Origin of the sequence: Vibrio sp. V38_P2S17PM301 (genome assembly GCF_009904845.1) — a bacterium.
GTDB lineage: Bacteria > Pseudomonadota > Gammaproteobacteria > Enterobacterales > Vibrionaceae > Vibrio > Vibrio proteolyticus.
Map to the genome: position 1 here is coordinate 108252 of NZ_WXWO01000098.1, position 23222 is coordinate 131473.

The window sequence follows — 23222 nt, forward strand, 5'->3', positions numbered from 1 at the left end:
ATTCTCAAGGCCTCAATGCCAAGAATTGAACTAAATTTCCGATAGTTACGCTGTTCAGTATTGCTCAGATGGATACCATTTGCTCAATCTTCTAAACACTCTTAAGCTATGTGGCTTGAAATAGAACATCATAGAGAAGGTCGCGAAGATGCGTAACGGATATACCTACCCTATCGGCACACTTGGAGAAAAGTGGGGCGACGCTGAACGCCTAGCCTGGCGTGAACACACCACTATCAAACGTGAGTACCAACAGCAAGTAGTGCCTAAAATTCTGGCACTAAAAGACGCCTTTCTGGTTGAACAGTACGGAGCCCTCTCTTATGACCCAGAACGTTATCCTCTGTATTGCATCAAAAGTCGCGATTGGGACGAAAGCAAACCCACAGTGTTGATTACTGGCGGTGTGCATGGTTACGAAACCAGTGGCGTTCATGGTGCGCTCAAGTTTGCTGCGACACAGGCAGACAAATACCTCCCCCACTTTAATCTGGTGATCACGCCTTGTGTCAGCCCTTGGGGTTACGAAACCATCAACCGTTGGAATCCGAATGCGCTGGACCCAAACCGTTCATTCTATGCCGACAGCCCGGCAGAAGAGTCAGCCAATCTGATTCAACTGGTGTCCGAACTGGGTGAGGTGCTGGTCCACATCGACCTGCACGAAACCACGGATACTGACGAAACAGAGTTTCGACCCGCCCTGGCGGCTCGCGATGGCCAAGCATACGTGGCAGGTATGATTCCAGACGGCTTTTACACCGTCGGAGATACCGACAACCCCGTCCCCGAGTTTCAGAAAGCCGTTATTGATGCGGTTCGCTTAGTGACTCACATTGCGCCAGCAGACGACAACGGAGAAATCATCGGTTCTACGGTGGTTCAAGAGGGCGTCATTGAGTACCCCATGAAAAAGCTGGGTCTGTGTGGTGGCGTGACGAATTGCCGCTTTGGTACGACAACCGAAGTCTACCCAGACAGCCCAAAGGTCACCGATGAAGAGTGCAACGACGCACAAGTCGCCGCTGTGATTGGTGGGTTGGACTATGTGTTAACGCAGCTCAAATAGAATTACAGCAAGCGATTCTTATACTGCTCCGGGGTCTGCCCGGAGTATTTTTTAAACATCGATATAAACGGACTGGCCTGGTTGTAGCCCAAGGTCAACGCCACCTCTTTGACCGAATGCCCTTTGCGCAGCAATTCCATGGAAAACAGGTAACGCACCCTTAAACGCCATTCAGTAAAACTCATCCCCAACTCAGCCTGACAGTGCCTGGCGAGGGTTCTTTCGGTGGTATGCACCCGCACCGCCCACTCACTGAGGCTGGTATTGTCAGTCGGGTTTTCCTCGACCGCGGTGAGAATCGTTGACAGGTATTTGTTATCGGTGGACGGCAGGAACTGATGTTGTACATCTTGTGTGGCCAGTTGGTCGAGCAGCACCTGAACCAAACGCACGTCTTCTTCACTTTGAGCGACATTGATGTGCCGACGACGAAAATCATCAATGATTGCAGAAACAATCGGCGTGACCTTAATTAAACTGGTTTGTTCCGGAAAATGTTGAGTTAACCCTCGAGCGATATTCAACGAACAATACTCGATGGGCTTACGGTTATAACTGCAATGTTTGATGCCTGCGGGAACCCAGATCGCCAGATGGGGAGGCGCCAAAAAGCGAGTGTCTTCCGCTTCCATTTCCAAAATACCACCGCTGATCAGTTGCACTTGTCCCCAGGCATGACTGTGAACACGGGTTTCGGTATTCGACAGAAACGCTTCGAAATTCATAAACACGTCTGATGGTGCCTGGTCAATAGATAACGAAGGATGCAGGTGTCTGGCGTTCTTTTTCAAACTTGTCTTCCTATCACGTTCAATGTCTTTTTACAGATACATACAATTATAGCGACGTGACAGACTAGGCTCCATCCATTATTTCGAGATGGGGGTCACATGATCTATCTCTTTCCGTTAATCACTGTGCTCATCTGGGGCGGCAACTCGATTGTCAACAAAATGGCCGCAAGTGCCATTGAGCCCAGTGCCATGAGCTTTTACCGCTGGTTTGTTGCCATGCTGTTGCTGACACCTTTTTGCCTGCCAACGGTTATACGCCAATGGCCAACAATTAAGCCATATCTGACCAAACTGGCTTTTCTGGCGATGCTGGGCATGGTACTGAACCAATCATTGGGGTACTACGCAGGCCTGACCACCAGCGCCTCCAATATGTCATTGATCACCTCTTTGGTGCCTTTGCTGAGCGTATTTTTGAGCCTGCCTTTGCTGGGCAAACCCGTGTCTGCTTTGAGTGTGGTAGGTGGCGTCCTGTCTCTGGCCGGATTGGCCTTCATGCTTGGCCAAGGCGACATCACTTTCTTCCTCCACCAAGACGTCACTGAAGGGGACGCTCTGATGGTTCTGGCCGCAGTGGTCTACGCAGCATATTGCGTACTGCTGAAACGCTGGAAAATGCCCTTGAGCAACTGGACGCTGATATACATGCAAGGACTCTTTGCGGTTGCGATGTTAGCGCCGTTATGGCTGAGCAGTGAACAACTGCTACCCACCCACGAGTCGCTGCCGCTGATCGCGTATGCTTCTGTGATGGCCTCCCTGCTCGCCCCCTGGCTCTGGGTCAAAGCCATTGATGCCATCGGTGCGGATTCAAGCGCCATGTTCATGAACCTGTTGCCAGTGGTGGCGGTGTCTCTGGCTGCCACGTTACTCGGTGAACAGATCCACACTTATCATCTGATGGGCGGATTAATGGTGATCTCAGGTGTGATTCTGGCTCAAGTAAAACTGCGTCGTAAAGCACTGGCACCTATCGAAAATACCGGTCAGCTATAACGTATTCATGGTTGATCCGGCGATATCTGGCGGCTCATCACATAATTCGTCAGGGCAATACCGCCAATCGCGACTTCCTGCTCACGCTCCACCGCAAAGCCGTTTTTTTCAAAAAACGGCTTTGCGGTTTTACTCACATGAGCGTAGAGGCGTGCCATATTTTTCTCTTTTGCCCGACGAACAATCTCTTCCATAAGAAACCGACCAACACCGCATTTCTGGTAGTGCACGCTAACAAAGAAGTGGTCAATCAGTCCATCCGCTTGTAAATCTGCGTACCCTGCCAGATGTCCGTCCTCTTCTGCAATGATGGGACGGATGGTGTCTAGGCGCTGTTGCCATGTCTGCATCGAAAAATCGGCCGGTGCCCAGGCATTGCGCTGCGCGTCTGTGTAATCAGCAGCGGTGACCGTATGTACTGTGTGAAAAAACAACGCCCAGCATGCTTTGGCATCACTTGTCTTATAATTGCGAAGTTGCATATCAACAAACTCCTGATTTATTTGAAAATTATGGGCACTCTCTCACTTTGTTATGTAATTCGAGAGAGCACCTGTGACTCGGGGTTTTATCCCGACAGGTTGATATATACTGTCGCCAGAGCTGACAATCACTTCACTGCAATGAATAAGTTACTACGCTTAATCCAAGAAAACCAACGCGTTAACAGCGTTGACGAACTGCAAACTCTGTTGACTTCTATCGGGAACGAGCTGAACCACGAATCGTTTTTATTCGGTCTCTACCTCGAAGAAAGTATGGAAGAAGAAGCGGATGTGCTCAATCTTATCAATCCCCGGGCCTGGAGTGAGCAATACGCCGAAAGTGGCTACGCACATCATGATCCGGTGGCGAGATACTGCATGAATCATGTGCTGCCAATAAACTGGGATCACGTCGATAAAAGTGAGCGTATCGGGCGGGAGATCTTTGAGGAAGCCCGACTGAATGATCTGCGTAAAGGTTTCACCGTCCCTTTCCATGGACTAAACGGTGAGTTTGGCTGCATAAGTTTCGCAACGTCTGACGGCCGTCATTATGACAAAATGGATGAGCAGATCCTACTGGCTCAATTAGTGACGCCATTAATCACAGAAAACATCGCCCACTTTCACCCCCAATTACACAGCACGGCGCCGGCCAGACTTTTAACAGCAAGAGAGCTGCAGTGCCTGACCTGGGCAGCCGAAGGGAAAAGTACCTGGGAAATCGCCGTGATCATCGGCTGTTCAGAGCGTACCGCTAAATTTCACCTCAACAACGCGGCCAAAAAACTCGGGGCCGTCAATCGCTATCAGGCAATCACCAAAGCCATACTGCGCGGCTACATTCAACCTCAGGTTTGACCTTGCTCTGAAAACCATCACCAGACTCCAAAACCTGTCCAATTGGACAGTATCGGCACAACGGGATTTGTTTTAAGGTTTTATTGTTTTCGGACACCGCCGGGCTATGTCCCGAACGTTGAACGACAAACCCAAAACTATCCATGAGTTGTTGTGAATCAACAAACCCTGGTCACGTCTTGTGACCAGGGATTTTCTTTTTTGTCTGGTGAACATTTTCAGTTCACGACTTCGATATCCGTTTCCGGCACGCAGCAACACGCCAGTGCGATGCCCATGTGACGGTCATTGTCCTGCAAGGCGGGCACATCTGGCTGGTCCACTTTGCCAGACTCCACCGTCACCCGGCACGCGCCGCAAAGCCCTGCTCGGCAACTGTTGGAAATCGGTACACCGGCCGCTTCAGCCTGTTCCAGCAGTGTGGCTTGATTGTTGCCTTCGAAAAGCGTTCCATTGACACTGATTTGCAGCGTTTTGAGCGCTTTAGGTGCGCTGATAGCAACGCCAAAAGCTTCCTGATGATACATAGACTCTGGCAGGCCTTGTTTCAACAACAGATTCTTCGCCTTTTGCATAAATCCGTCTGGGCCACACACAAACACCTGGCGCTGCTCGACGTCTTTAATCTGCTTCAGATGTGACAGGGTCAAACGCCCTTTCAGGCCGAACCAATCCGGTGCAGGCTGCGTCAGCGACAGTACTACTTTGAGCCCAGGATGCTGACGTTCGAGTCCCTCAAGCTCTTGTTTACACGGAATGTCACTTTCCGTGCGGCACTGGTGGTAGAACACAACATCGCGGACCTGATCATGATCGGCCAGATAACGCAACATTGACAGCATAGGCGTCACGCCGCTGCCAGCGGAAAGAAGTAAGATTGGCTGATCGTGCTTCTCGCCGAGGTGGAAGCTGCCACTCGGTGACTCAGCTTCAAGCGTGTCGCCCACCTGCACATTGTCCAGTAACCAGTTTGACACTCTGCCCGCGTCAATACGCTTGACCGAAATAGCCAGACGTCCGGGACGTGATGGGCTGGACGACAAGGTATAGCGTCGCCCGATGCGCTCTCCACCGATCGCAACCTCAATCGGCAAATGCTGCCCAGGCAGGTATGTCGGTAGTGACTCAGAATCAGGCTCTAGCCAGAATGTCACGAAATCACGGGCAATCTCTTCTCGCTGCACACACGTGAGCGTCATGCGGCTCGGGGAGTGGTCTTCATACTGCTCTTTTTCTTTGTACTCCAGCACTTCAACCGGGTCACCGGCATGGATCATCCCTTCATTCAGCGCTATCAGATTCTGGCCAAAAAACACATCACCGCTGCGGTTCGCGCGGAACTGAGATAAGGTTTTCAGTGGCTCTTTAGAGGGTTTAAACGCACCTTTGTCTATATCGACAGTCGTCAGGATGCACCGTGAACACGGCTTGACCGATTCAAATTCGACCTCACCGATACGAATACGTTTCCAACTGTCTTCAACAAAGGGTTCTCCCCCGCTGACGACCAGATTGGTACGAAACTGATCCATCAGATGAGATTCAGAGCTGCGACGATTCAGCTCGTCCAACGAGCCTTCGCTGATCACCAGAACCGGGAAACCATCGGCAAAACTGACGTTATTGCCGACTCGTTCCGGCACGCGATTGGACTGCTCTCCCGTATACAAAAGCTCGACCCGCTGACCAAGTACGTCACTGAACCAGTCGTCTGCTTCGTCCGTCGTGGTGTAAGCTTCGAAGCTGTCGTTCCAGACTGTAGCGGGCGCAGCTTGGTGTTTAAAATCGGCATAACGTAACTTCAGAGCAGGCTGATCAGGCGCAGTAAAGATAATGCCGTCAGCAGTCAGACTGGACTGAACCTTGACCATATGAGGGTATTTTCTGGCTGTCACCATCACCCCGTCAGAGGTTGCCACCATAAAGCGTCGATCAAACGCAAGTCCTTGTTTTTCTACCCAGGCGGATGAGATGGCAATACCGGCGACGGATTTGACCGGATAGACGTTAATTTGTGTAAGACGAGATGAAGACGACATGGCTAACCTTTGCTCTGATTATTTTTTTGATTCACCATCTTAAACGCCTGTCGAATGAAAGTCATACCTTGCAATCGATTTCGTGCGACATATTCAACCAGAGTCATTTGACAATCCACCTGCTTAGCTATAATTCTGTGTGATCGGAGTGTGGATCCCACACAACAGGTTTCGTCACTTGGCAGTCTACACGGTGTCAGTAATCGATAACTCAATAAAATATAAATAAGTTTTGACAGATTCCTGACCTGATAAGATTGCGTGACCGGGATCAAATTTCCGATAATATTGTCAAATTTATGGCGTCTAGTTGTCACTCAATACCGAGGTAAAATAATGAACGATACAAACAAACTGCTGATGATCATCCTGTGTGTCCTGCTCCCACCACTGGCAGTATTCGTCGATAAAGGGCTGGGGAAAGATTTCATCATCAACCTGATTCTCACTTTCTTCTTCTTCGTTCCGGGTATGATTCATGCCCTGTGGCTGATCATGAAATAAGCCGGTTTTTACCACTCCTGCTGATGAATCTGAAAAATAGGATGAAATAGACGCGCAATTCCTCTATCATCCTGTCGCCTAAGCGTAAGCGTTTGCTTTCACAGTTTTCACTTACGTTTAGGCTCCAATCAGTAACTTTTCAATGGTGGGAGCCCTGAATGACTACACTTACGATTACTCGTCCTGACGACTGGCATGTTCATCTTCGCGATGGTGATGTTCTGACCGATACCGTTCGCGATATAAGCCGCTATAATGGCCGCGCACTGATTATGCCAAACACCGTCCCACCAGTTACCAATACCGAATTGGCCATCGCCTACCGCGACCGTATTATGGCTGAGCAGCCAAGTCCCCAATTCCAGCCTCTGATGTCCCTTTACCTCACCGATAACACTTCTCCTGAAGAAATCCGCAAAGCCAAAGCCTCAGGCATTGTCGTGGCCGCCAAGTTATACCCTGCGGGCGCAACCACCAACTCAGATTCAGGAGTGACATCAGCGAAGAACATCTACCCCGTACTGGAAGCGATGCAAGAAGTGGGCATGCTACTGCTGGTGCATGGGGAAGTGACTACCCACGATGTGGACATTTTTGACCGCGAAAAAGCGTTTTTAGACAACGTGCTGGCTCCGATTGTGAACGATTTCCCGGGCTTAAAAATCGTACTTGAGCACATCACGACAGCTGATGCTGACAACTTCGTCAAACAGGCGAACGACAATGTTGCCGCCACAATTACCGCCCACCACTTGTTGTACAATCGCAACCATATGCTGGTTGGCGGCATTAAACCTCACTTCTACTGCCTGCCCATTCTGAAGCGCAATACGCATCAGAAAGCCCTGATAGAAGCGGCCACCAGTGGCAGTAAAAAATTCTTCCTCGGAACAGACTCTGCGCCGCACGCCAAAGGCCACAAAGAATCTGCCTGTGGTTGTGCAGGCTCTTACACCGCGCACGCTGCGCTAGAGTTGTATGCTGAAGTCTTTGAACAGGAAGGCAAACTGGCAAATTTAGAAGCGTTCGCCAGCCACAACGGTCCTGACTTCTATGGTTTACCGCGTAATGCGGACACCGTCACCCTGACCAAAGCGCCCTGGACCGTTCCAGAGAGCATGCCCTTTGGCAGCGACATCGTCGTGCCGATTCGCGCCGGTGAACAGATTGATTGGGTCGTGAAATAATCCCATCTTCTAAGCATAAAAAAGACAGCCAATTGGCTGTCTTTTTTATTGATAGAGACATCATCGCGGATTTAATGAATAGGCGCATCGGTCTTAGCGTAAAACTTGCCGAAATACTGCTCAAGAATTTCAGGCGTCAGTTTGCCTTCCGCTTCGAGTTTTTTCAGTTCAGCCGCAATGGCTTTCTGTTCTTCCAGAGAAGGCAGTTGAACTTCTGGCGTGTCAGATTCCGCTTGCACCATCTCTTCAAGTTCTTTTTCAAAATCGCTCATGATACTTACCTAGTAAAACAAATCTGGGGTGAAGTTTACCTGCTTCACCCCAGTTATGCCAATTTACTGAACGGGTCGATCAGAGTTTGAAACTGCCCACCATACGATCCAGACGTCCGGACAACTCACGCAGCTCAAGGCTCGCTTGTGCCAGCTCTTCCGCGGTACTGGTGGTGGCTTCATTGATGCCATTGATCTCTTCAATGTTCATGTTGATGGTGTGCACTACTGTCGACTGTTCCTCGGTCGCGGTTGCTACCTGAGTATTGCGGTCCGAAATATCATGGATACGCTCAGAAATGTTCAGCAGCACTTGAACCGCTTCATCCGACGCCGATACCCCTTCAAAGGTGACGGCCTTACCCGCTTCCATCGCAGACACCGCATTGTGTGCATCGTTTTGCAACTGATTGATCATTCTCTGGATCTCTTCAGTTGAATCCGCGGTACGGCTAGCCAGATTACGCACTTCATCCGCAACAACCGCGAAACCACGTCCCTGCTCACCCGCACGAGCAGCCTCAATCGCCGCGTTCAACGCCAACAGGTTGGTCTGCTCGGAGATATCGCGAATGACATCCAGTATCGAGCCGATGTCCTGTGTGGTTGACGCCAGTTGCTCAACAACCTGCCCTGTATTTTCAATGTCCGCCGCCAGGCGACTGATGGCGTCTTTGGCTTGTGTCACAACACTCTGCCCTTGCTGGGTGTTGTCTGTCGCTTCATTAGCGGTTTCCGCTGCCGTTGCCGCATTGGTTGCTATCTCACTGATGGTCGCGCCCATTTCATTGATCGCCGCCACCACTTGCAGTGTCTGATCGCGCTGCACCTGACTGTTGTCATGTGTCGTGCTGGCTTTATCCGAAACGCTTTCAGCCGCTTCCTGAAGTGAGTGGCTGGTTGATGCCACCTCTTTCATCGACTCATGAATTTTCTCAATAAAGCCGTTGAAACCGGACGACAGTTGCGCGATCTCGTCACTTCCTTTCACTTCGATGCGCTGAGACAAATCTCCGTCGCCTTTACCCAAATCGGTAAAGCGCTGCGCGATCGCACGGATAGGATTTGCGATACTGTTGGCCAGTAGCAAGCCCATGGCAATAAAGAGCGCAGCCACCACCAAGGTCGTGATCAGCATTTGCTGAGCAACGGCGTTGAGATCTGCGAAGACTTCATCAACCGGCACCATCCCGATAACAAACCAGTCCATCGAGGGAATGTACTGGCTGGCAACAAATACGTCTTTGCCTTCGTATTCGGTCTCAATCAGATTAAAGCCTGACTTGTTCAGCAAGGTGCTCGCCTCTCGGCCATACAGGCTATCGATAGAGGCTTTCGCTTTGCTGGCTTCACGGTGAATCTGAACTTCTCCGCCTGCATTGACCAAAAAGACGAATCCGCTGTCTTCGATACGGAAGCCGTTGAGCAGCTTCACCATATCGTCCATCGATTTAGACAGGCCTGACATGCTAAACCCAGACGCGTTCTGGTAGTTAGCGAACATTTTTACGTCACCATTTGCTTCCTGGAACATGCTGACCATCGTCTGCTGACCCGATTGCACAAAACCGTAGAACCACGCATCTTGTTGACGGTTCAGTTTGCGCAGGAAACCGCCCTGGTTCCAGTAGAATGCGGTGTTGCGGTTAGCAACCGATGCGTCATTCAAACCGTACTGATTGCGGATGTTATTCAGTTGCTTGACCAGCAACGCCTCTTCCGCCGGATCGATGTTTTCATCACGGATCACGCGCTTAACGAACTCGTTATTGGCCATCTGCTCCGCAGCAAAAATCAGCTGGCGAACCTGACTGTCCACTTCTTGCCGGATCTGATCGAGCATCGACGGTAATTCGATATCAATGAGACGGTGTTCGAGCACATCACGTGCCTGTTTTTGGGCCATATAACCCACGATGACGGTCGACGCTAAAACTGCGAGCGTAATACCAACAACAACCTTTTGTTTAATACTCATAGAGTTAAATTTGATCATACTGTGCCTTCTGTGTGCAACAAGCGATAAAACTACTCTGTTATCGGCTTTGCGACGTAATGCTTGAGTTTTTTCTGCTGGTTTTTTCTACGCCAGACGAGTGGTGTGATTTCTCGCCACATTTTTAAGAAATCTTATTTTTCCGAACTGAAACACTTGCAACAATCTGTGCGGTCCCCATTATGTAGAGAACTGATTTTTCGAACAATTTGGACTGTACACTTTACGTCCAACCGGCATAAGTACGACCTGTTTACAGGGAACTTTTTGATAACTTAACTCACTAATTGGAAAAAATTAGGAGATCGACATTGATGAAGTCACAAGCCCTTCAACAACTTCAAGACTACTTAAACGGGCAGGTAATCGGTCAGTCCGAGCTGGTCAAACAGCTGCTGGTCGCACTACTAGCAGATGGCCATATCCTGGTCGAAGGCCCTCCTGGCTTGGCCAAAACACGCGCCGTTAAATCATTGGCAGACTGCATCGAAGGGGACTTTCATCGCATCCAGTTCACACCGGACCTCCTGCCAGCAGACCTGACCGGAACAGACATCTTCCGACCAGAAACAGGCGAATTCACCTTTCAGGCGGGGCCGATTTTTAACTCGCTGATTCTGGCCGACGAAATCAACCGGGCACCCGCCAAAGTACAGGCCGCGATGCTTGAAGCCATGGCCGAAAAACAGATCACAGCCGGGCGTAACACGTACCCACTGCCAGCGTTATTCCTGGTCATGGCAACCCAAAACCCAATTGAACAGGAAGGCACTTATCCGTTACCGGAAGCACAGTTGGATCGCTTTCTCCTTCATCTTGATGTCGACTATCCTGACGCACAAAGTGAGCTGGAGATCTTGCGCTTAAACCGTGGTGAAGCCATGGGAACCAGTAAGGCGCAGCCACCAGTGCTATCCCAGCAGGATATCTTTGCCGCTCGCCAGGAAGTGCTCAACATACATATGGCGGAAGGCATTGAGCAGTACATCATTCGTTTGGTGATGGCAACCCGTCAGCCAACGCAATACGATGATAAGCTGGCACAATGGATTGAGTTGGGCGTCAGTCCCCGAGCCACCATCGCTCTGGACCGATGCACTCGGGCGCATGCATGGTTATCCGGTCGAGATTTCGTCTCTCCGCAAGATGTTCAGGCAATGGCTTACCCGGCACTGCGTCACCGTTTATTGCTCACTTACCAGGCACAGGCCGAAGGCGTGCAGCCGAATCAGGTCATCGACCACCTGCTCTCATTGGTCGGCAGCGCATAACGGTTGGATAAAGCATGAAGCAGCCTCAAACGCCCACCTGTCCACCAAATGCCGACGGCGTGACATTGTCACTGGATGAATTGCTTTATTACAAGCAGCAGACGGTGCACTGGCTACCGCCCGCCAAAAGCTTGTGGTCACAGATGCTCGGTCAGCATCAGAGTCGTCAGCTTGGACGAGGTATGGACTTTGCTGAAGTACGTCAGTATCAGCCCGGGGATGATATCCGCAGTATCGACTGGCGAGTCACGGCCAGAACCGGCAAAACCCACACCAAGCTGTTCAGTGAAGAACGCGAAAAGCCGGTGGTGCTCTATATCGATTTGAGCAGCAGTATGATTTTCGGCTCGACGCTGATGCTGAAATCCGTCCTGGCTGCGCACATGGCGAGCCTAATCAGCTGGCTGTCCGTGGCACAAAAAGATAGGATCGGCGCCGTGATAGACACCGGAACCCAGCTCGTCGAGCTGAAGCCGACCAGCCGTAACAAGGGGCCACTCGTGCTGATTCAGCAATTGATCACCTTGCACAACCAATTGCTCCAGCATCCGGCCAGTGAACGTGTGGATTCGATGACAAACGCCTTTCAGGCGCTGAATCGTCTGTGCTCTAAAGGCAGTGAGGTCATCATGATCAGCGACTTTGTCCGTATGAGTCAGCAGCATCACATCCTGTTAACTCAACTACGCCAACACAACCGGGTGCGGTTCGTACACATTTCTGATCCACTGGAACAAGGTAAGACCCGCTACCGTGGTGTTGAACACGTTTCAGACAAAAAAAATACGCAGTGGTTAGACTTCGCCTCGCGCAAAACGCGCCAGCGCATTGAACGAGCGTTCGATTCGAAACAACAACAATTGAAGTCTAGCGCCCAATCTCTGGGCATTACCTTTACTTCGCTCTCAAGCGACCAATCCTTACTACAACAATTATCTGGATAATTTTGAATGACCGAACAAGCTAATTCTTCGCTTCTTCCCTTAAACCCGATGCACCTGCCAGACGCGCCTTCGTGGTTTCCTCTGGCATGGGGCTGGTGGGCGATAGCTGGCACGCTCGTCCTGGCAGTATTACTGTTCTGGATGCTGATGCGCCGTAAGAAAAAACATCTGGCACCGAAGAAAACCGCATTACGCTTGCTTGCGGCGAACCAACACCCATCCAGTGCAATTGAACTGGTTCGTCAGGCCGCCCTCTGCTACTTCCCACGTGAAGAAATCGCCAAATTAACCGGCAAAGAGTGGTATGCCTTTCTCGACTCTTATCTCAATACTCCGCTGTTTGAACCAAATCAGGAACAGTGGCAGCGAGCACTTTACACCAAAGAACCTGTCGCCAGCGCCGATATACTGGTCCAACATTGTGCCCAATGGGTAAACGAAGCCCTGCCACCGAAAAAAAGGAGAGCTTAGATTGGCGAATATTGAACTGGCTTGGTGGTGGATGCTGGCGCTTCTTCCCCTGCCTCTGCTCATTTATTGGCTAACTCCATCAGCCCGTAAAACGGCCCCCATTTACCTTGCGTATTTACCCAGGGCTGATGCCAAGTCGTCACCGAAAAACGTCTCTGCCCGAGTGCTGGCTGCACTCGTGTGGATAGCGCTGATCATCGCCGCCGCGCGTCCGGTGTGGTATGGCGACCCAGTCACAACGCAACCTAAGCATCGTGACCTGATGTTGGTAGTCGACCTGTCTTATTCGATGAGCCAGAAGGACATGAAACAGGGTGATAACTATATTGATCGTCTCAGCGCGGTCAAACATGTTCTGACTGATTTTATCGCTAAACGTCAGGGGGATCGCCTTGGCCTGGTGCTGTTTGCCGACCATGCCTATCTGCAAACGCCACTGACGCTAGACAGAAATACCATTTCAGAGCAGCTCAATTCCGCCGTGCTGCGCCTGATCGGCACCAAGACCGCCATCGGCGAAGGCATTGGCCTGGCAACCAAAACCTTTATCGACAGTGATGCGCCTCAGCGCGTCATGATTTTACTCAGTGACGGCAGCAACACGGCCGGTGTTCTCGAACCTATCGAAGCGGCCAAAATTGCCAAGAAATATCAGGCCACCATTTATACCATCGGTGTAGGCGCCGGCGAGATGACGGTACAAGACTTTTTCATGACCCGTAAAGTGAATACCGCGTCGGATCTGGACGAGAAAACACTGATGGAGATCGCCAAAATGACCGGCGGGCAATATTTCCGAGCTCGCGACAGTCAGCAGTTGGCGACCATTTACGACACCATCAATAGCCTGGAGCCTGTCTCTGAAGGCAGCCAGACATGGCGTCCTGAGCAGGAGTGGTTCGGTATCCCGCTCGGTATCGCTCTAGTGCTGTCTGTTGTCCTGTTCATCATCCGGAGGAACCATGTCTGACTTCACCTTCCTCTATCCATTCTGGTTATTGCCGCTGGTCCCTCTAGCCGTACTTTTGGCCTGGCTCGGAATCCGGTCTCGCAGCCAGACGCTGATAGCGCCGCACCTCGCGAAAGCCATGGGGTTAAGCGGTAACCAGCGTTCAAAATCCGCACTGCTGGTGATCGCTTTGTGTTGGCTGATCGCGGTGGTTGCCTTGGCAGGCCCCAGCCTGCGTACAACTGAACGGCCAAGTTTTAAAAACGCTTCGGCACGTGTACTGGTCATGGATATGTCGATGTCGATGTATGCCACCGATATCAAACCCAACCGACTGACTCAATTGAAATACAAAGCCACTGACTTACTGCATCGCTGGCAGGAAGGCAGTACCGGTTTGGTCGCATACGCAGGTGACGCCTATACCGTGAGTCCGATGACACAAGATACTCGTACGATCACAAACCTAATCCCTAACTTAACGCCAGAATTAATGCCCTACCCTGGCGCTGATGCGGCGTCCGGGGTTCAGTTGGCGATCGCCATGATGAAAAATACCGGACTGGAATCAGGTGACATTGTTCTGATGACCGATGATCTCGACATTCAGGAGCGCAGCAGCATTGCCTCTCTGCTGTCCGGAACCCAATGGAAATTATCCATACTGGGTGTCGGTACCCGCGCTGGCGCTCCCATTCAGCTTAGTGACGGTTCGTTACTGCAAACCGAGTCAGGTACGACAGTAGTTGCTAAGGCAAACTTTACTAACATGCAAAAATTAGCCAAGCAAACCGATGGATTCTTTACCCCGGTTCAACTCGACAGCAGTGATATCAACGCCATCGCTGCACGCACGCAGGAAGTCAGTACTACGGCCGACAAAAACACGACTCATCAGGTTGAAGATAAAGTCAATGATGGCTTCTGGCTGGTATTGTTCCTATTGGTGCCCGCTGCTCTGATGTTTCGTCGTGGCTTGGTTTTCTCGCTGGCCTTGCTGAGCGTGCCGTGGTTGACTCCAACCCCCGTCCAAGCCAGCCCCTGGTTAAATCAGGAGCAAACGGCCATGCAGCTTTATCAGGCTGAAGATTATTCCAATGCCGCTCAGGCATTCAGTAGTCCGGAATGGAAAGGCGTCGCGCAGTACAGTGCGGGGGATTTTGAGGGCGCCATTGAGTCGTTAAAAAACGTGCCGGGCACTCGTGGCAAATACAACCTGGCCAATGCGTATGCGCAGCAACGTGATTTCGATAAGGCCATCGAGCTGTATGAAGAAGTTCTCAAACACGATCCGAGCAATCAGGACGCGCAGCATAACCTGGATGTGGTGAAAAAAGCCAAACAACAGCAACAGCAACAGCAACAGCAACAGCAACAGCAACAGCAACAGCAACAGCAACAGCAACAGCAACAGCAACAGCAACAGCAACAGCAGGATAAGTCCGAACAGAATCAATCGTCAAAACAATCTGACTCAGACGGTCAAAACGGCGATCAGCAGCATGCTCAACAAGACAGCTCGGGCTCAGACAATACCGACACATCGCCGCAACACAACGCTCAGCAAGAACAACCGGACCGCTCAACGGATCAGAATGATCAGTCAGCGGATCACGAGAACACTCAGAACAGCGAACCTGAGCAGAACACAGGCCAAGCCGAGAGCCGCGCGCAAACGCAATCGACCAAACGCGCTTCAGACAACGCAGCCCAGCCACAAGATCCCAGTGCAGAGGCGAATGCGGTTCAGACTGACAACCAGCAACAAGTCGATCCAGAACTACGCAAGCTGGAGCAAGTGGAAAGCGCGCGGGACCCAAGCCGCTTATTACGCGCCCAACTGATGCTTCAAGCTCAACAGAAACAACCTCCTAAGAACTCAGGTAAACAGTGGTAATGATGAGACATCCTATTTTGAAACTGATCACCGCCCTTCTCCTGGCTGCCAGCCTTTTCAGTCCGGCAAGTTATGCCGCGACCGTCTGGGCCAGCGTCAGTAAAAACAAAGTCGCCAAGAACGAAGTATTCCAGTTGAGAGTCGTGACTGACCAAAAAGTCAGTGCGGACGCCATTGATTTCAGCGCGCTTGAAAAAGACTTCTATGTGGGTCGACCTGGGTTTGGCTCTTCGGTCAACATTATCAATGGTGACCGAACTGTGCGCAGCGAGTGGAACGTGTCGCTGGCCGCTCAGAAGCTTGGAAAAATGATCATTCCTGCGTTTGATATCAATGGCGATAAATCTCAACCGATTGCGCTTCAGGTTACCATGGACGAGCAGGATCCTAACATCGCCGATCTGGTTGAAATGCGTGCCAGCCTCAACAGCAGCGACCTCTATCCTAACGAGAGCGCCACGCTGAAAACCCGCTTGATCATCAAAACCGATCCGCGCCGTTTGCAAAATCCTCAAGTCGAGCCTCCCGCAGTTAATGGCCTCACGTTGACACAAATCGGTGAGCCCAACCAATATCAAAGCGTACTCAATGGTGTTCAGGTTACCGTGGTGGATCAAAATTACCGCATCACGGCCGAGAAAGCCGGAGAGTATCAACTGAAAGGTCCATCGTTCAAAGGAGCAGTGATTTACGGCAGTTCAATGACCGGAACCACCAAAATGATTAATGTCGATACCGCTCCTAAGCAGTTCGACATTTCGGTGCGACCAAAACCGGCTGGCTACAAAGGTGTCTGGTTACCCACGACGCAACTGACCCTGCAACAAACCTGGACCGACAGCAGCGGCAATCCGATAGCAGCAGATGTTACCTACCCTACGAAGATCGGAGACGCACTTACCCGAGAGATCACATTGGATATCACCGGTCTCAGTTCAGAGCGCTTCCCGGACATCAAAGTAAACTACCCGGATACCATCCGGGTCTACAGTGAGAAACCGCAATTCAGCGAACCGAAAAACGGCGTAACCCGTATGACGTTAAAGCAGGTGTTGATCCCACAAAGCACGGGAGATATCCCGCTCAACAGCATTTCAATCAACTGGTGGAACAGCAAAGCCAAGCAGCAGCAAACCAGTAAAATCCAAGGCCTGACACTGAACGTGTCACCGGGTGAAGCACTCAATGCCGCGCCGGCCAACTTTTCTGCCCCTGTGGCAGCAACGCCTGCAATCTCATCAGAAGTGCAAACCGTCACCGTAAAAGATCGCGGTATCTGGCCGCATCTCACCGGATTATTTGCGGCGCTGTGGCTGATCACCGTCATCATCGCAATAAAAATGCGCCGTACGCCGCGTGCCGTTAAACCTGAGGTAGCGACAGCATCGGGGTCGATCGTTGTTCAGGTAAAACAAGCGCTTGCTCAAGGCGATACCATTCGCGCTCAGTACTGTGTTCATCAGTGGATGACAGAGCTGCCGCTGAGCCAAGAGGAGCAGCGTAATATTCAACATGAACTGGATGCGATGAATGCATCGAGCTTCAGCCCGTCACCCTCTCGTTGGCAGCCCTCCGCCTTACTAAAACAGCTGGCTAAGTTGGACAAACGTCAACGCAGTGCATCGTCATCACCGGACCAACTGACCCACCTTTAAACCAATAGCGCCTGCGCGCACAAAACGGTGTATCAACCTTAGCGTTGTTACACCGTTCGTTTTAAACTTGATGCCATCTTGTTTCCATCATCGACATCCACATGAAAATCATCGCTGTAACCGCTTGCCCAACCGGCATTGCCCACACATACATGGCCGCTGACGCACTCAAAAAAGAAGCAACCAAGCGAGGCTTGTGCCTGAAAGTGGAAACCCAAGGGGCTATGGGTATCGAAAACCCGCTCTCTGTCAGTGATATTGCACAGTGCGATCTCGTCCTTATCGCCTCGGACATCGACATAGAGCAACGCGAACGTTTCCATGGCAGCAAGATCATGAGCGCCTCGATAGAGGAAGTGTTGACTAACGTCGTAGCCGTGATTGATCGCTGTCTGAAAGTATGATTGTCAGTCGCATCACATTCTGCCTGCCTGGAGACGGTGTTCCCGGATGGCAGTTGAGCGAACTGAAAGGGCTGGCGAGTCTGTTTCGTTCAGTGGTGGTGTGGATCAACATAACTCAGAGCCGCCAGGCGAATCTTGAACACGGGCTAAAAATGCTCATCGTCAAAAACTGCCGTTATGATCTGTGTCAGCTAGCCATCGAAGGGTTGGACGCCGAACTGGCGTGTATGGTGCTGACAGAGTACATCAGCGAAAAATTCGATCTGGTTGCCACCACACATAACAGGAAGCGCATCGCTGCCTACCAGCTGGATAACTACCCGCCACTGCAATCCCCGATCCCCCTCAACTGGCATTTTTTGCATTCACATCGCAATGAGACGGAGGACAAGAACCATCTGCTTGCCCAGTCCGCCATGTGCGCTAACCCCAGTCGTCAAGACGTGTTGTATCAGGCGTTGCAGGCGAGAGAAACAATCTCATCAACCTTGATCGGACAGGCACTGGCACTGCCTCATATCATGCACAGCGACGTCACCGTGCCGACGATAGTATTTCAGCGACCAAACGCACAGGTAGTCTGGCATCAGAACAAGGCACCGGCACATCTGGTCATCACTCTGTTTATCCCCTCACCGACAGATAGGCAAACCCTGATCCCCTTTACCCGACTTACCCGTTGGTTACTCAGCGAGCCCCATCAGACACTGCTGCTGGACAATCTGGACGATTTCACCCTGCGCATCATCATCAGCCACATCATGGCGACCTATCAGCCGGAGTGAACCGTCACTCGGTATTCTGACGGCGTCAGGCCCGTGCGGTTCTTAAAAACACGAAAAAAGTAATTCACATCCTGAAAACCGCAACGCGTCGCCACTTCTGGCAGGCGAAAGTCATAACGTTTGAGCATGAATTTCGCGCGCTCAATTCGCACCCAGGTAATATAATCAGCCAATGTCATATGCCCTTGTTGGCGGAACATTCGTGACAGATGGTTTGGCGAAATATTAAATCGGTGTGCGATACTCGAGCGTGTGATAGTTCGGTGAAAGTTCTCCTGAATATAAATGCAGATCCCCTGGTAGAGATCCTCACTGCGCTTTTTGGTTGAAACGACCGGACTCTCGAGCATCGTACTGCTATAGCTGAGCAATGCCAGTAGCAAATGTTCATCCATCGGACGCTTGTTCGGCTCACGGGCCAGGGCATTCAGCGCTTCGAGAATGTGGTCAATCGCGTGTCCGGTCCGGGTTTGGATACTGTGTTTTCGAATGTCAAAAAAACCCTCTTCGCCTTTCTCTTTACTCACCAGACTGAAGCCGAGCTGACGGCGACCAAACAGCAGACTCAGTACCGAGCATGACTCATCCCAATGCGGTTTATTCCAGCAGTTGGGAGGAATATACAGCGCATCCCCCGAATGGATACTGACGGTCGAGATACCGTGTTCATTATCTTCTATTTCGTTCACATACGTGCCTTTGAGTACCAGCTCCAGACGAGGAAAATTAACCTGATAACTGAACGCCGGCGGTGTACATTGATCGCTGCCAAACCAGATACGATTGACGCTCTCTCGCTCTGCCATCACGACATCAATCACATTTTTAAAGGTATCCACCGCACTCTCCTACCCAAACAAGGTGGATACTTTAGTCCAACCTCATAGCCAATACCACAACCTTACTTTTAATACCGACATATTCAAAATATCAAAAAATCAATTTATCTAACTGTTTTTATTAATTTTTAAAACAAAACAATAACCATCCATTTAACTCAACGAAAAGAGATACAGATCACGTTTAAAGTTATAGGTTACAATAATCCAGTAAATGCATCTTTTCTTCACTATATGAAGTGCGTTTGCGGATCCACAATGTCAGCATCAAATAACAAAACAACAAGAATAATCCTACGGGGGTGTATGACATGATCACTCAATTGATCAATGAGGACCTGATAAAGCTGGACCTCACCGCGACCAGCAAAGACGACGTTTTTGCTGAACTGATCGATGTTCTGGAAAACCAGGGGCGCATCAACGACAAAGCCCAGTTTCTGGCGGACATCAAAGCCCGAGAAGAGCTGGGGAATACCGGGTTTGAAGACGGGGTCGCCCTACCACATGCGAAAAGTGCTGCTGTGGTGGAGCCGGCGGTCGTCATTGGTGTGAGTCGTCAGGGGATCGACTATGGCGCCGAAGACGGGCAACCTTCTCGCTTATTTTTCATGATTGCATCACCCGACGGTGGTGCCAACCACCATATTGAAGTTCTGGCCGAGCTGTCGTCCAAACTGATTGAGGACGGATTTATTGAGCGCTTCCTCCAGGTTGATACGCCTTCCGATGCATTAGCCCTGTTGTTACAAAAAGAGAGTACGCCAACGGATTTGCCAGACGCCACTAACGGTTTCATCATCGGTGTCACTGGCTGCCCTGCCGGCGTTGCTCACACCTATCTGGCGGCCGAAGCCCTGGAAAAAGGGGCGGCGGCGCTGGGCTATGAAGTCAAAGTTGAAACCAATGGCTCCATCGGGGTAAAAAACAGCCCGACTGCGGAAGACATTGCCCGTGCCGATGCGATCGTTGTCGCCTGTGACAAACAGGTCGACATGACCCGCTTTGCGGGTAAGCGCGTAATAGAAACAGGGGTCAAAGCACCGATTCGCGATGCCGAAGGTTTGATCAAACAAGCGCTGTCTGCCCCGACTTACCATGCGGATGCGTCTGCAAAGCCTCAGGAATCTGCCGCCAGCAAAGCCTCTCAGGCACGCTCGGATCTGTACCGCTACCTGATGAACGGGGTTTCCCATATGATCCCATTCGTTGTCACCGGCGGCCTGCTGATCGCACTGTCGCTGGCCATCGGTGGCCAACCGACTGAAGCGGGCATGGCTATTCCGGCTGGCAGTATGTGGCAAAAAGTGCTGGATACCGGCGTAGTCGCCTTCCAGTTGATGATCCCAATTCTGGCGGGTTACATTGCGTATGCCATTGCCGATCGTCCTGCGCTGGCGCCAGGCCTGATTGGTGGCTGGATAGCCAACAACGGATCTTTCTATGGCGCTGAAGCTGGCACGGGCTTTATTGGCGCGATCATCGCAGGTCTGCTAGTGGGATACTTTGTGAAGTGGCTGACCAGCATCAACTACCACAAATTCATTCAGCCGTTGGTGCCAATCATGATTGCACCCATTGCAGGCTCTTTGTTTATCTCCGGTCTGTTTATTTTCGTCATTGGCGCACCGATTGCGAGCCTGATGGATAGCCTGACCGCGATGCTGACAGCCATGAGCACCGGCAACGTTGTACTGTTGGGTATCGTACTGGGCGGCATGGCTGGCTTCGACATGGGTGGCCCCTTTAACAAAGTGGCGTTCTTGTTCTCCGTCGGCATGATTGCCAGCGGACAGACCCAGTTTATGGGCGCGATGGCCTGCGCTATTCCTGTGGCTCCGCTGGGCATGGCGTTAGCAACGGTATTAGGCCGTAAACTGAATCTGTTCGAAGACTCGGAAATTGAGGCCGGTAAAGCGGCGGGCGCGATGGGTCTGGTCGGCATTTCAGAAGGCGCAATTCCATTTGCAGCTCAGGACCCCATGTCGGTTATTCCGGCGAACGTACTCGGCTCAATGGTCGCGGCTGTTATGGCTTTCTCATTTGGCATCACTAACAGCGTCGCCCACGGAGGACCTGTGGTCGCCCTACTCGGCGCGATGAACAAACCATTGCTGGCGCTAGTGTGTATGGCCGCAGGCGCAATCGTCACTGGTATTGCATGTGTCACGTTGAAAAAAGTGCGTAAAGCCAAGCTCGCAGCGGTCGCGGCATAAGCCAGCCTTGACTTCAATACGCGAAATTTTAAGTTGGCTCTGTTAAAATGAGCCAGCTTTTTACAACGCAAACCAGATGTCAAACTGGTGCTATGCTCCTGACCATTCCCTGAATGGCCATTTGTTGTACTCCCGCTCCGTTCGGGAGCTTTTTCGTAAGGTAATTACAAGATGTCGATCCACGAACCGCATCCCCGCTGCTTCTACCCCATGGACAACGTGATCCAGAATTATGCCTGGGGCAGCACAACGTCAATCAGCCAGTTGTTCAATATCGAAAACCCGACCAACCAGCCACAAGCTGAGATTTGGATGGGCGCACACCCGAATGGTTGTTCCCGTACTCAGATCAACCAGCACTCTACACTGCTGTCTGACTTAATCGCCACCGACAAAGATGCGTTTTTGTCTGCCGATACCAATGCACGTTTTGGCGAACTGCCTTATCTCTTTAAAGTCCTCGCTGCGGCTAACGCACTGTCCATTCAGGTTCATCCGAGCAAAGCCGAAGCCGAAGCCGGATATGCAAAAGAGCAACAAGCTGGCATCCCTCTGACAGCCGGCCACCGCAACTACAAAGATCCCAACCACAAACCTGAGCTGGTATACGCCCTGACTCCGTATCAGGCAATGAACGGGTTTCGTTCATTTGCTCAAATTTCAGTGCTGTTTTCAGCCCTGAACATCAGTGCCATTTCGTCACTGGTTAACGCGTTTACCCAGAACCTGACATCAGCAGGCTTAGCGCAGTTTTTTACCGAGTTACTGTCACTGCAAGGTGAGCAGAAAGCACAAGCGGTGGACGCGTTACTGACTTACGCCGATACCCATAAAGGCGAACCTCTGTTCGCGCTTATTCTTGAACTGGCAGACCAATACCCGGGTGACATTGGTTTGTTCGCTCCGCTTATGCTGAATGTCCTGACGCTACAACCAGGCGAAGCCATGTTCCTGGATGCACGTACCCCGCACGCTTACCTGAAAGGCACCGGGCTGGAGATCATGGCCAACTCAGACAACGTACTGCGCGCCGGATTGACGCCCAAGCATATGGACGTCGAGGAACTGGTGAGCTGTACCCTGTTTGAAGAAAAGCCGGCTGAAACTTTGCTTTTGGCACCGCAAGTCGATGGTCAGGTATTGAGTTATCCAATCCCAGTCCCCGATTTCAAGTTCACTGTCTATCTGTCGGCCAATCAGCAAACAATCACCACACACAGCGCGGAGATTCTCTTGCCTCTTGATGACGTAATGGCGGTCTCTCATGCAAGTGGTGAAACGGTGACGCTCAAAAAAGGCCAGTCACTGTTTATCCCCGCGTATGCAGGCGAATACACGCTTCAATGCGCAGGACGCGTCGCTCGCGCCCATAACTGATGTTCGCCACTGGCCGGCCACGCTCGGCCAGTGCTCCCCTCTCCTCTTAAACACACACCGCCTCTTAGCTCGTTGTTTATTATTTTTCAGAAACACGCAATACCCAGAACTGAACGTTTTCGCGCATCATTACGACGCGAACAACCCTTGACATAAAAACAATAAAATTATCGTTTTGCGATAAAATATTGTTGATCAACGATCAAATTAT

Annotated in this window: 21 protein-coding genes; 15 read left to right on the plus strand and 6 right to left on the minus strand. The window is 51.1% G+C overall.

All coding sequences use genetic code 11. From position 1 onward, the window contains the following. Positions 1 to 148: 148 nt before the first annotated feature. Positions 149 to 1069 carry a M14 family metallopeptidase gene (locus CAG64_RS20620; protein WP_161457406.1) on the plus strand — a complete coding sequence of 307 codons (921 nt, stop codon included), beginning with the start codon at positions 149 to 151 and terminating at the stop codon, positions 1067 to 1069. 2 nt (positions 1070 to 1071) lie between these two features. Here the strand turns inward: CAG64_RS20620 and CAG64_RS20625 are convergent, their stop codons facing one another. Next, positions 1072 to 1860 (minus strand): AraC family transcriptional regulator, encoded by a 789-nt coding sequence (locus CAG64_RS20625; protein ID WP_161457407.1) that lies wholly within the window; start codon positions 1858 to 1860, stop codon positions 1072 to 1074. 99 nt (positions 1861 to 1959) lie between these two features. Between CAG64_RS20625 and CAG64_RS20630 the strand changes: the two genes are divergently transcribed. Then, positions 1960 to 2859 carry a DMT family transporter gene (locus CAG64_RS20630; protein ID WP_161454212.1) on the plus strand — a complete coding sequence of 300 codons (900 nt, stop codon included), beginning with the start codon at positions 1960 to 1962 and terminating at the stop codon, positions 2857 to 2859. A 5-nt stretch (positions 2860 to 2864) separates the two neighbouring features. Here CAG64_RS20630 and CAG64_RS20635 read toward each other — a convergent pair whose 3' ends face one another. Next, positions 2865 to 3341 carry a GNAT family N-acetyltransferase gene (locus CAG64_RS20635; RefSeq protein ID WP_161457408.1) on the minus strand — a complete coding sequence of 159 codons (477 nt, stop codon included), beginning with the start codon at positions 3339 to 3341 and terminating at the stop codon, positions 2865 to 2867. Between the two features lie 141 nt (positions 3342 to 3482). On the opposite strand from CAG64_RS20635, the gene CAG64_RS20640 reads away from it, so the two are divergent. Next, positions 3483 to 4205, plus strand: a complete 723-nt coding sequence (locus CAG64_RS20640; protein WP_161457409.1) for a LuxR family transcriptional regulator — start codon at positions 3483 to 3485, stop codon at positions 4203 to 4205. Positions 4206 to 4423: 218 nt separating this feature from the next. On the opposite strand, the gene CAG64_RS20645 is transcribed toward CAG64_RS20640, so the two are convergent. Beyond that, a complete protein-coding gene (locus CAG64_RS20645) occupies positions 4424 to 6244 on the minus strand; it encodes a hybrid-cluster NAD(P)-dependent oxidoreductase (RefSeq protein WP_161457410.1) in 1821 nt (606 codons plus the stop codon). 336 nt (positions 6245 to 6580) lie between these two features. On the opposite strand from CAG64_RS20645, the gene CAG64_RS20650 reads away from it, so the two are divergent. Together CAG64_RS20650 and pyrC are read left to right on the plus strand one after the other, a co-directional pair. Next, the gene (locus CAG64_RS20650) at positions 6581 to 6748 is read left to right on the plus strand and encodes a YqaE/Pmp3 family membrane protein (RefSeq protein WP_021704845.1); all 168 of its coding nucleotides are present in this window, start codon (positions 6581 to 6583) and stop codon (positions 6746 to 6748) included. Positions 6749 to 6906: 158 nt separating this feature from the next. After that, a complete protein-coding gene (pyrC, locus tag CAG64_RS20655; RefSeq protein ID WP_161457411.1) occupies positions 6907 to 7935 on the plus strand; it encodes a dihydroorotase in 1029 nt (342 codons plus the stop codon). A 71-nt stretch (positions 7936 to 8006) separates the two neighbouring features. Here the strand turns inward: pyrC and CAG64_RS20660 are convergent, their stop codons facing one another. Together CAG64_RS20660 and CAG64_RS20665 are read right to left on the minus strand one after the other, a co-directional pair. Then, positions 8007 to 8207, minus strand: coding sequence for a hypothetical protein (locus CAG64_RS20660; RefSeq protein WP_021704847.1), 201 nt, complete (start codon positions 8205 to 8207; stop codon positions 8007 to 8009). A gap of 79 nt (positions 8208 to 8286) precedes the next feature. Further along, complete coding sequence (locus CAG64_RS20665; RefSeq protein WP_161457412.1) at positions 8287 to 10203, minus strand: methyl-accepting chemotaxis protein; 1917 nt, start codon at positions 10201 to 10203, stop codon at positions 8287 to 8289. 314 nt (positions 10204 to 10517) lie between these two features. Here CAG64_RS20665 and CAG64_RS20670 point away from each other — a divergent pair, with 314 nt between their 5' ends. The 8 genes from CAG64_RS20670 (at position 10518) to CAG64_RS20705 (ending at position 18579) form a co-directional block, all read left to right on the plus strand. Beyond that, entirely contained in the window at positions 10518 to 11474 is a 957-nt protein-coding gene (locus CAG64_RS20670; protein WP_161457413.1) for an AAA family ATPase, read from the plus strand. Positions 11475 to 11488: 14 nt separating this feature from the next. Next, positions 11489 to 12418 carry a DUF58 domain-containing protein gene (locus CAG64_RS20675; RefSeq protein ID WP_161457414.1) on the plus strand — a complete coding sequence of 310 codons (930 nt, stop codon included), beginning with the start codon at positions 11489 to 11491 and terminating at the stop codon, positions 12416 to 12418. Between the two features lie 6 nt (positions 12419 to 12424). Continuing rightward, positions 12425 to 12889, plus strand: coding sequence for a DUF4381 domain-containing protein (locus CAG64_RS20680; RefSeq protein WP_161457415.1), 465 nt, complete (start codon positions 12425 to 12427; stop codon positions 12887 to 12889). 1 nt (position 12890) lies between these two features. Continuing rightward, positions 12891 to 13859: a vWA domain-containing protein gene (locus CAG64_RS20685; protein WP_161457416.1), complete on the plus strand. Its 969-nt coding sequence runs from the start codon at positions 12891 to 12893 to the stop codon at positions 13857 to 13859. Continuing rightward, positions 13852 to 15735, plus strand: a complete 1884-nt coding sequence (locus CAG64_RS20690) for a VWA domain-containing protein (protein ID WP_161457417.1) — start codon at positions 13852 to 13854, stop codon at positions 15733 to 15735. The genes CAG64_RS20685 and CAG64_RS20690 overlap by 8 nt, the downstream gene beginning before the upstream one ends. After that, entirely contained in the window at positions 15735 to 17390 is a 1656-nt protein-coding gene (locus CAG64_RS20695; RefSeq protein WP_237668142.1) for a BatD family protein, read from the plus strand. Before CAG64_RS20690 ends, CAG64_RS20695 begins: the two co-directional genes overlap by 1 nt. A 101-nt stretch (positions 17391 to 17491) precedes the next feature. Beyond that, complete coding sequence (locus CAG64_RS20700; protein ID WP_021704855.1) at positions 17492 to 17794, plus strand: PTS fructose transporter subunit IIB; 303 nt, start codon at positions 17492 to 17494, stop codon at positions 17792 to 17794. Further along, the gene (locus tag CAG64_RS20705) at positions 17791 to 18579 is read left to right on the plus strand and encodes a PTS sugar transporter subunit IIA (protein WP_161457418.1); all 789 of its coding nucleotides are present in this window, start codon (positions 17791 to 17793) and stop codon (positions 18577 to 18579) included. Before CAG64_RS20700 ends, CAG64_RS20705 begins: the two co-directional genes overlap by 4 nt. Here the strand turns inward: CAG64_RS20705 and CAG64_RS20710 are convergent. Continuing rightward, complete coding sequence (locus CAG64_RS20710) at positions 18567 to 19385, minus strand: helix-turn-helix transcriptional regulator (RefSeq protein WP_161457420.1); 819 nt, start codon at positions 19383 to 19385, stop codon at positions 18567 to 18569. The genes CAG64_RS20705 and CAG64_RS20710 overlap by 13 nt on opposite strands. A 344-nt stretch (positions 19386 to 19729) precedes the next feature. Here CAG64_RS20710 and CAG64_RS20715 point away from each other — a divergent pair, with 344 nt between their 5' ends. Together CAG64_RS20715 and manA are read left to right on the plus strand one after the other, a co-directional pair. Beyond that, complete coding sequence (locus CAG64_RS20715) at positions 19730 to 21634, plus strand: PTS fructose transporter subunit IIABC (RefSeq protein WP_161457779.1); 1905 nt, start codon at positions 19730 to 19732, stop codon at positions 21632 to 21634. Between the two features lie 171 nt (positions 21635 to 21805). Further along, on the plus strand, positions 21806 to 23011 hold the full coding sequence (manA, locus tag CAG64_RS20720; RefSeq protein WP_237668178.1) for a mannose-6-phosphate isomerase, class I: 1206 nt from the start codon (positions 21806 to 21808) through the stop codon (positions 23009 to 23011). Positions 23012 to 23222 lie beyond the last annotated feature (211 nt).